Origin of the sequence: Thiemannella venezuelensis, from assembly GCF_014203605.1 — a bacterium.
Taxonomy (GTDB): Bacteria; Actinomycetota; Actinomycetes; order Streptosporangiales; family Streptosporangiaceae; genus Planomonospora_A; species Planomonospora_A venezuelensis.
Genome location: NZ_JACHJJ010000012.1, coordinates 233,572 through 241,688, shown reverse-complemented (window position 1 = coordinate 241,688; position 8,117 = coordinate 233,572). Strand labels below are relative to the sequence as shown.

7 protein-coding genes are annotated in these 8,117 nt (G+C 73.3%); 4 read left to right on the top strand and 3 right to left on the bottom strand.

What is annotated here, in order from left to right:
• Positions 1 to 35: 35 nt before the first annotated feature.
• On the bottom strand, positions 36 to 260 hold the full coding sequence (locus tag FHS22_RS19405) for a GntR family transcriptional regulator (RefSeq protein ID WP_184943590.1): 225 nt from the start codon (positions 258 to 260) through the stop codon (positions 36 to 38).
• Between the two features lie 106 nt (positions 261 to 366).
• On the opposite strand from FHS22_RS19405, the gene FHS22_RS19400 reads away from it, so the two are divergent.
• The gene (locus tag FHS22_RS19400) at positions 367 to 690 is read left to right on the top strand and encodes a hypothetical protein (RefSeq protein ID WP_338047825.1); all 324 of its coding nucleotides are present in this window, start codon (positions 367 to 369) and stop codon (positions 688 to 690) included.
• A 329-nt stretch (positions 691 to 1,019) separates the two neighbouring features.
• Here the strand turns inward: FHS22_RS19400 and FHS22_RS19395 are convergent, their stop codons facing one another.
• Together FHS22_RS19395 and FHS22_RS19390 are read right to left on the bottom strand one after the other, a co-directional pair.
• Positions 1,020 to 1,676, bottom strand: a complete 657-nt coding sequence (locus FHS22_RS19395) for a JAB domain-containing protein (protein ID WP_184943588.1) — start codon at positions 1,674 to 1,676, stop codon at positions 1,020 to 1,022.
• A 133-nt stretch (positions 1,677 to 1,809) separates the two neighbouring features.
• Positions 1,810 to 2,535 carry a GntR family transcriptional regulator gene (locus tag FHS22_RS19390; RefSeq protein ID WP_221473817.1) on the bottom strand — a complete coding sequence of 242 codons (726 nt, stop codon included), beginning with the start codon at positions 2,533 to 2,535 and terminating at the stop codon, positions 1,810 to 1,812.
• A gap of 304 nt (positions 2,536 to 2,839) precedes the next feature.
• On the opposite strand from FHS22_RS19390, the gene FHS22_RS19385 reads away from it, so the two are divergent.
• The 3 genes from FHS22_RS19385 (at position 2,840) to FHS22_RS19375 (ending at position 8,028) form a co-directional block, all read left to right on the top strand.
• Positions 2,840 to 5,122, top strand: coding sequence for a discoidin domain-containing protein (locus tag FHS22_RS19385; protein ID WP_338047826.1), 2,283 nt, complete (start codon positions 2,840 to 2,842; stop codon positions 5,120 to 5,122).
• Between the two features lie 135 nt (positions 5,123 to 5,257).
• Complete coding sequence (dapA, locus tag FHS22_RS19380; RefSeq protein WP_184943583.1) at positions 5,258 to 6,184, top strand: 4-hydroxy-tetrahydrodipicolinate synthase; 927 nt, start codon at positions 5,258 to 5,260, stop codon at positions 6,182 to 6,184.
• 158 nt (positions 6,185 to 6,342) lie between these two features.
• Entirely contained in the window at positions 6,343 to 8,028 is a 1,686-nt protein-coding gene (locus FHS22_RS19375) for a ribonuclease J (protein WP_184943582.1), read from the top strand.
• Positions 8,029 to 8,117: the final 89 nt, after the last annotated feature.

Here is an 8,117-nt window from a genome sequence, read left to right as displayed (position 1 = left end):
ACGGCCGCCCACCCCCGGTCGAAGTCACTCGGAGATCATCCCACGGGCGGGGTCATGCGCAGGCCATGCACGAAGACGGAACCTGAACAGTCACCTCTCGCCACCCGTCGTGCGGTCGTCCGGGCGATGTCGTACTGGATTTCCAGCTCTGCCTCGCTGGGTACGGCCTCGCCCGGTCCCAGATCTCCTGACTGGATCCGTGCGTGGATCTCCTCGGCGATCTGTTTGTAAACCGGGATCGGTCCTTCGCGGTCAAGCATGGCCGAATGATAGACCAAAAGGTACGTGAGGCATAAAAGGTACATACGCTTAACCAATGCATAGGTGTACTAGACCAGTAGAGATGGATTGCTCTATTGTCAGGTTGTGGCTCGGGTGGAGTTGGTGGCCGAAGTGGTGGTCGTGGTGCCGGGGGAGAGGCATCACAGCCACCACATCGGGGCGTTGCAGGAGCCGCACGAGCGGATCGACTGGCGGCCGGAGCAGCCGAGGGTCGACCGGGTCCGGATCAAGGAGCACACATGCGACTGCAAGGCCACCTTCTACGAGCTCTGCCAGGCGGGCGGGCTGATGTTCGTCCGGCGGACGCACCGCCAGATGGGAGAGGTGATCGTGCACGAGTCGCCCTGGACGGTCGCGAAGCGGACGCAGGAGCTCTGGCTCCGGCTCCTGATGGGAAGCGCCCGCTGACCAGGAGATAGACGTGCCCGGCGGCGCGGGGCGTACGGCCTCCGCCGCCGGGACCAGAAGACTCCCGTCCCTTCCGGGCGCCTTGAGTTCTCCGGAAGGGACGGGCGGTGGCCCCGCGCACGGGTTGGAGGGGGGCGGGGCCACCGGTCGAACCCCCGGCGGACGTTCCTCCCATCCCACCGTCCGCCGGGCTCAGGCTCCCTGGCGGGTTTCCAGCCCGTCGCCCGTCGGGGAGTGCCGTGGCCTCGCGGGAGAGGGCGAGGCCACTCCCGGTCGCCGCCGCCGGCGGGGCGGTGGCGGCGACCGGGACCCGTGCCCGGAGGCGGAGCTCAGTCGGGGATGCGGCGCCAGGCGGTGTCGGTGACGATCAGGTGGTCGAGGAAGCGCAGGCCGACGGTCTCGGCGGCCCGGCGGAGGCGGGCGGTGACGTCGAGGTCGGCGGGGCTGGGGTCGAGGGAGCCGCTGGGATGGTTGTGAGCCAGGCCGAAGGAGGAGCCGCCGGAGGTGAGGACGGTCGTGATGATCTCCCGGACCGGGGCGAGGGCGTGGTCGCTGCCGCCCTCGCTGACGACCGCCCGGCGGACCACCGCGCCGCCGGAGTCGCAGACCACCGCGACCACCCGCTCATGGCCGAGGCCGCGCAGGAGCGGGGAGGCGACGGCGGCCAGGTCTCCCGAGCCGGTGACCCGGCGGCGCTCCGGCTCGGCCTGCGCCTGCCGTACGAGGTGGAAGGCGGCGATGATCCGGGCCGCCTTGGCCGGGCCGATGCCCGGCACGGTCATCAGGCGGTGCGCGTCGGAGCGCGCCAGGCCGCGCAGGTCGCCGCAGTGGGCGATCAGGTGGGAGGCGAGCTCGACCGCGTTGGTGCCCCGGCCGCCCGAGCCGAGCAGTAACGCCAGCAGCTCCCGGTCCGCGAGAGCCGTGGCCCCGACCGAGAGGAGCCGCTCGCGCGGCTGGTCGGTCGCGGGCATGTCCTTGACGCGCAATCGGCACCTCCGGCTGGGAAACCCGGATCGGTTCTACCAGCGGGCACTGACATTCCGTGGTGTCCTGATCGCGGGGAGCCTCCTGCCGGCCGGGCCGGGGCGCCTCGTCGCGCTGAGTCCGCCGTGCGGGGCCTCAAGGGTGCAGCGGGTGGGAGTAGACCAGGCGGAAGCGGTCGCCCGGGATGACGATGTCGCTCGTCTCGACGGGCCGGTCGCCGGCCCACTGGGTGCGCTCGACGTGCAGGACGTGGACCCCGGCGGGCAGGGCGAGGACGTCGCTCTCGGCCGGCTGGGGCACGCGGGCGTAGACCTCCTCCACGACTTCGGTGATCTTCACTCCGAGCGAGGAGAGCCGGCCGGCCAGGGGCCGCGGGGCCTCCTCGGTGGCGCTGAACTCGGCGGGTTCGTACGAGGTGGCGAGCTGGACGGGCCTGCCGTCGCCCCGGAAGACGTAGCGGGTGCGGGTGACGGGGGCCGACTCGTCCAGGCGGAGGCGGTGCGCGATGTCCGGAGTGGCCTCGGCGGGCTCGGCGCGCCAGTCCCAGGTGGTGCGGGCGCCCTGCGCCTGCAGGTCGGTGCCGAGCGGGACGTGGTCGTGGGAGCGCCAGCGGTACAGGGGCAGGAGCACGGGCTTGGCCCGGACGTAGTGGCCGGAGCCGACGCGGCCGACGATCAGGCCTTCGGCGGCGAGCACGCGCAGCGCGTGGCGCGCGGCGGTCTCGCCGACGCCGTACTTGCGGGTGAGCTGGGCACGCGAGGGGATCGGGGCGCCGGGGAGCAGAGAGCCGTCGACGATCTGGCGGCGGATGTCGGCGACGACGCGCAGGTAGACCGGATCTGAGCTTGCCACGTGAGCCATCCAAGGGGGGTTCTCGGGGTTGCCCATCCTGTCGTATCCGGCAGGAGACGCACGGTGATGGCGCCAAGCTGGAGTCCCAACTTTACGGATCCGCACCCCGGCCGGGGAAGCGAAAAAATCTCCGAAAGGATCTGTAACACGTTCCCTCGTGGCTCCGATTCAACGGTAGAGGTCGTCGATGTGTGTACCCCCGAGCACATATCGGCGGCCTCTTTCACGTTCCCGGGCCCGGATCGCTCCCCAAAAAGGGACATATATATCATTACGCCTCGTGTGTGGATATTTGGGGCGATCTTTGGTTTTGGTGCTCGCGGCGCTGGTCGCCGTCCCGGCGGCGGCCGTCCCGGCCGGGGCCCGCACGGAGGGGATCCCGGCCACGGTGCCCGCGCCCGTGCGGTGGAGCGGCGCGGACGGATCGTTCCGGCTCGTCCCCGGGTCGCGGATCCTCGCCGCCCCGGAGACCGCCGAGCTCGCGACCGCGCTCGGCGAGGACCTGCGCGAGGTGACCGGCCTGGCCGTCCCCGTGCTCACCGGACCGGCCCCGGAACCCGCGCCCGGCGACGTGCGCCTCGTCATGGAGTCCGGCGCCGGCGGCCCCGAGGAGTACGCCATGGAGGTGGGCGGGCACGTCGAGATCAGGGCTTCGGAGCGGGCCGGCCTCTTCTACGGCGGACGCACCCTGCTCCAGATGCTGGGAGGGGACCGGACGGCGCCGCGCGGCACGCTGGAGGACCGCCCGGCGCTGGGCACCCGGATGGTCGTCCTCGACGTGCAGCGGGGGTTCTGGCCCGTCGCCCGGATCGAGGGACTCCTCCGCCGGATGTCCTGGCTGAAGCTGAACACGCTCTACCTGCGCCTGTCCGGTGACACCGCCCTCCGGCTGCCCGGGGAGGGCGTCGCCGCGGCCGTCCCCGCCCGGCACTACACCCGCGCGGACGTCGACGCCGTCCGGGCCGTGGCGGCCCGGCACCATGTCGCCGTGGTCCCGGAGCTCGACGTGCTGGACGGCACCGCCGCACTCACCCCGGTGCGCCGCTGCGCCGGCGGGCACGTGCCCGACCTGGCCGACGCCGGGGTCAGGAGGGAGCTGGCCGGAGTGCTCGACACCTTCGCGGGATGGTTCGACGCGCCGCTCATCGGCCTCGGCCGGGTGGACGCCTGCGACGAGCCGGAGTGGCTGGAGGGCGCGCGGGAGCTGATCGGCCACGCCGAGAGCCTGGGCAAAAGGCCGGTCCTCACGGTCCGGGACCGGGTCCCGGAGCTCGGGGGCGGAGCGGTGATCCTGGACGAGGCCGCGCCGGAGTCCCGGGCGTCCGTCCGTCCGGACGGGCACGAGGTCGTCGGCGCCCTCTCCGCCGAGGGCTGGTACACCGGCGACCTGCTGGGGCAGGACTCCGGCACCGGCGGGTACGGCCGGGCGCTGCTCGCCGAGACGACCCCCTTCGGCGACCCGGGCGCGGCCGAGGCGGCGCTGGCGGGTCCCCTCGCGGAGTTCGCCGAGCGGGCGTGGAACCGGGACTCGTCCGCCGAGGGCTTCCCCGGCAGGCTCGGCGCGGCGGGGAGGGCGCCGGGCGTTCCCGCCGTGGGGGACGGGGCGGGCGCGGCGGAGCACCGCTACGGCTTCGACGAGGTCCACGTGCCGGAGGGCGACACGCACGCCCCGGCGGCGTGGCGGCAGGGGCTGCTGGTCAGCGCGGCCGACGGCGCCGGCGGCGTGCACGCGACCGCGGAGACGGGGACGGGCGGCGCGCCGTCGTTCCCCGTGCCGGGCCGGCTCGGCACGGCGGCGGCGTTCGGCGAGGGCAGGAGGTTCACGCTCGGCGGGGCCTCCGCGCCCCCGCCGTGGACAGTCTCCATGTGGGTGCGGATCGACGACCCCGCCCGCGGGACGCTGCTCGGCGGGTTCGGCCGGGCGATCGTCGTCGACGGCGGCGAGGTCGCCGTCTCCGGCGCGCGGGAGTTCTCCTTCGGATACCGGCTCCCGCAGGGCCGCTGGACCCACCTCGTCCTCGTCGCGACGCCGGGCGCCACCACCCTGTACGCGGACGGGCGGCGGGTCGGCACCGTGCCCGAGGTGATCGGCCTGCCCGCGTGGTCGATGGGCCCGTTCGGCGGCGCGCTGGACGAGGTCGCCATGTCCGGTGCGGCACTGACGGACCGGCAGGTCCAGGCGCGGTACCGGGCCGACTCCACCGGCCCGGACCTGGCGCTGGGCCGCCCGGCCACCGCCTCGGGCGTCGAGTCCGGGGAGCTCGGCCCGGAGAAGGCGGTCGACGGCGACCCGGCCACCCGCTGGGGCTCGGTCAAGCGGGCCGACCCGCAGTGGATCCAGGTCGATCTCGGCGCCGTCCGGAACGTCGCCCGGGTGGTGCTCCAGTGGGAGCGGGCGTACGGCTCCCGCTACCGGATCGAGGGCTCCCCCGACGGCGTCTCGTGGACCTCGCTCCGCGAGGTCACCGGCGGGGACGGGGGCGTGGACGAGATCGCGGGCCTGTCCGCCGCCGCGCGGCACATCCGGGTGCACGGCGTGCGCAGGGGCACCCGGTGGGGGTACTCGCTCATGGGGCTGTCGGTGTACGGGGGCTGAGCGGCGCGGGCCCCCTCGCGGGAGGCCGGGCCGTACCCCGGGAAGCCCCGGGAAAAGGCCGTAAGAGGGAGGTAAGGGGCGCGGAGCGGGGTGGCGGGGTCCACCGTCCCGCCGGATCCGGGTACCGTTCCGTCTATGGCAGCGCCAACGACAACCTCCGACGCCCCCTTCGGCCGCACGCTGACCGCCATGGTCACGCCCTTCACCGGTGACGGTGCGGTCGACTACGAGGCGGTGCAGCGCCTGGCCACCTACCTGGTGGACGAGCAGCGAAATGACGGCCTCGTGGTGAGCGGCACCACGGGCGAGTCCCCGACGACCTCCGACGGGGAGAAGGAGCGCATCCTGCGCGCCGTCGTGGAGGCGGTCGGCGACCGCGCCGCCGTGGTGGCCGGGGCGGGCAGCAACGACACCCACCACAGCGTCGAGCTGGCCCGCGCCGCCGAGCGCGCCGGGGCCCACGGCCTGCTGGTGGTGACGCCCTACTACAGCAAGCCCCCTCAGGAGGGGCTCTACCGGCACTTCACCGCCGTGGCCGACGCCACCGGGCTGCCGGTCATGCTCTACGACATCCCGGGCCGCAGCGGCGTGCCGATCCAGACCGAGACGCTCATCCGGCTGGCGCAGCACGAGCGCGTCGTCGCGGTGAAGGACGCCAAGGCCGACCTGTTCGCCGGCTCGCAGGTCATGCTCGCCACCGACCTGGCCTTCTACTCGGGCGACGACACGCTGAACCTGCCGTGGTTGTCGGTGGGCGCCGCCGGGTGCGTGAGCGTCGTCGGCCACGTCGTGGGAGCGGACCTCGCGGAGATGACGTCGCTGTACCGCGCCGGCGAGGTGGCGGGCGCGCTGGAGATCCACCGCAGGCTCCTCCCCGTGGTCTCGGGGATCATGATGCAGGCCGGCGGCGCGATCATGGCCAAGGCGGCGCTGGCCCTGGTGGGCCAGTCCGCGGGCCCGGTGCGCCTCCCGCTGGTGGAGGCCACCGAACAGCAGGTCGAGAACCTGCGTGCGAGCTTGGTCGCGGGCGGCGTGAAGCTGTCCGGCGAAGGTGTGGCATGAGAGGGAACAACGGATACCGCGGCGCACAGGGCCGCGGGAGGGAGGAACGGCGGTTTGAAGCACCGATACAGGGACCCGCTGGAGTCCGGAGTGCTCGGCGAGGGGGCAGTCCTGCCGTCCGGGGGGTCCGCAGACACGTGTGAGAGAGGTGTGACCGGATGAGTCACCCCCATCCCGAGCTCGGGCCGCCGCCGGTCCTGGCCGAAGGCGCGCTGCGCATCGTCGCACTGGGCGGCCTCGGGGAGATCGGCCGCAACATGGCGGTCTTCGAGTACGGCGGGCGCCTGCTGATCGTCGACTGCGGCGTGCTGTTCCCCGAGAGCGAGCAGCCGGGCGTGGACCTGATCCTGCCCGACTTCGAGTACATCAGGGACCGTCTGGACGACATCGACGCGGTCATCCTGACCCACGGCCACGAGGACCACATCGGCGCGGTGCCGTACCTCCTGCGCGAGCGCCGCGACATCCCGGTGGTGGGATCGAGGCTGACGCTGGCGCTGATCGAGGCCAAGCTGGCCGAGCACCGCATCCAGCCGGTCAAGGTCGAGGTCGTGGAGGAGCAGCGGCACGCCTTCGGGCCGTTCGACTGCGAGTTCTTCGCGGTCAACCACTCCATCCCCGACGCGCTGGCCGTGGCGATCCGCACCCCGGCCGGGATCGTGCTGCACACCGGCGACTTCCGGATGGACCAGCTGCCCAGCGACGGGCGCCTGACCGACCTGGGCGGGTTCGCCCGGCTGGGGCGCGAGGGCGTCGACCTGCTGATGTCGGACTCCACCAACGCCGAGGTGCCGGGCTTCGTCACCAGCGAGCGGGAGATCGGGCCGGTCATCGACGAGGTGGTCCGGACCTCGGCCAAGCGGGTGATCGTGGCGAGCTTCGCCTCGCACATCCACCGCGTGCAGCAGGTCATGGACGCCGCCGAGCGGCACGGGCGCAAGGTCGCCCTCGTCGGCCGCTCGATGGTGCGCAACATGGGCGTGGCGCGCGACCTCGGCTACCTGCGGGTCCCGCCGGGCCTGATCGTCGACGCCAAGGAGATCGAGGGCTGGCCGCCGGAGGACGTGGTGCTGATCTGCACCGGGTCCCAGGGCGAGCCGATGGCCGCGCTGTCGCGCATGGCCAACCGCGACCACTCGATCCGGATCGCCGAGGGCGACACCGTGCTGCTGGCCTCCTCGCTGGTGCCGGGCAACGAGACGGCCGTCAACAAGGTGATCAACGGGCTGACCCGGTGGGGCGCCCGGGTGGTGCACAAGGGCAACGCCAAGGTGCACGTCTCCGGGCACGCCGCCGCGGGCGAGCTGCTCTACGTGCTCAACCTGACCCGGCCGTCCAACTTCATGCCGGTGCACGGCGAGTGGCGGCATCTGCGGGCGCACGCCAAGCTGGCCGCGCTGACCGGGGTGCCGGACGACCACATCGTGATCGCCGAGGACGGCGTCGTGGTCGACCTGATCGACGGCCGGGCGCGGATCGCGGGCGCGGTCCAGGCCGGCTACGTCTACGTGGACGGCTCCACGGTGGGCGACGTCACCGAGTTCGCGCTGAAGGACCGGCGGATCCTGGGCGAGGAGGGCTTCATCTCCATCGTCATCGTGGTCGACACCGCCACCGGCGAGGTGACCGCGGGACCGGAGATCCACGCCCGCGGCTCGGGCATCGACCCCGACCGCTTCGACGAGGTCATCCCGCAGGTGGAGAAGGTCCTGCAGGACAACGCCGCCGACGGGGTGGTGGACATCCAGCAGATCCGCCGGGTGGTCCGCAGGACCGTGGGCCGCTGGGTGAGCGACAACTACCGCCGCCGTCCGATGATCATCCCGGTGATCGTCGAGGTCTGACCCGTCTCGCCGTACGGCGGCCCCGCGGCCGCCGTACGGCCGCCTCGCGGTCCCCGCCCCCGCCCGCCTCCGCGCCGTGGGGCCCGGCC

Coding starts and splice junctions, on each gene's coding strand:
- FHS22_RS19405 (WP_184943590.1), bottom strand. CDS start 260: ATGCTTGACCGCGAAGGACCGATCCCGGTTTACAAACAGATCGCCGAG.
- FHS22_RS19390 (WP_221473817.1), bottom strand. CDS start 2,535: ATGGCTCACGTGGCAAGCTCAGATCCGGTCTACCTGCGCGTCGTCGCC.
- dapA (WP_184943583.1), top strand. CDS start 5,258: ATGGCAGCGCCAACGACAACCTCCGACGCCCCCTTCGGCCGCACGCTG.
- FHS22_RS19375 (WP_184943582.1), top strand. CDS start 6,343: ATGAGTCACCCCCATCCCGAGCTCGGGCCGCCGCCGGTCCTGGCCGAA.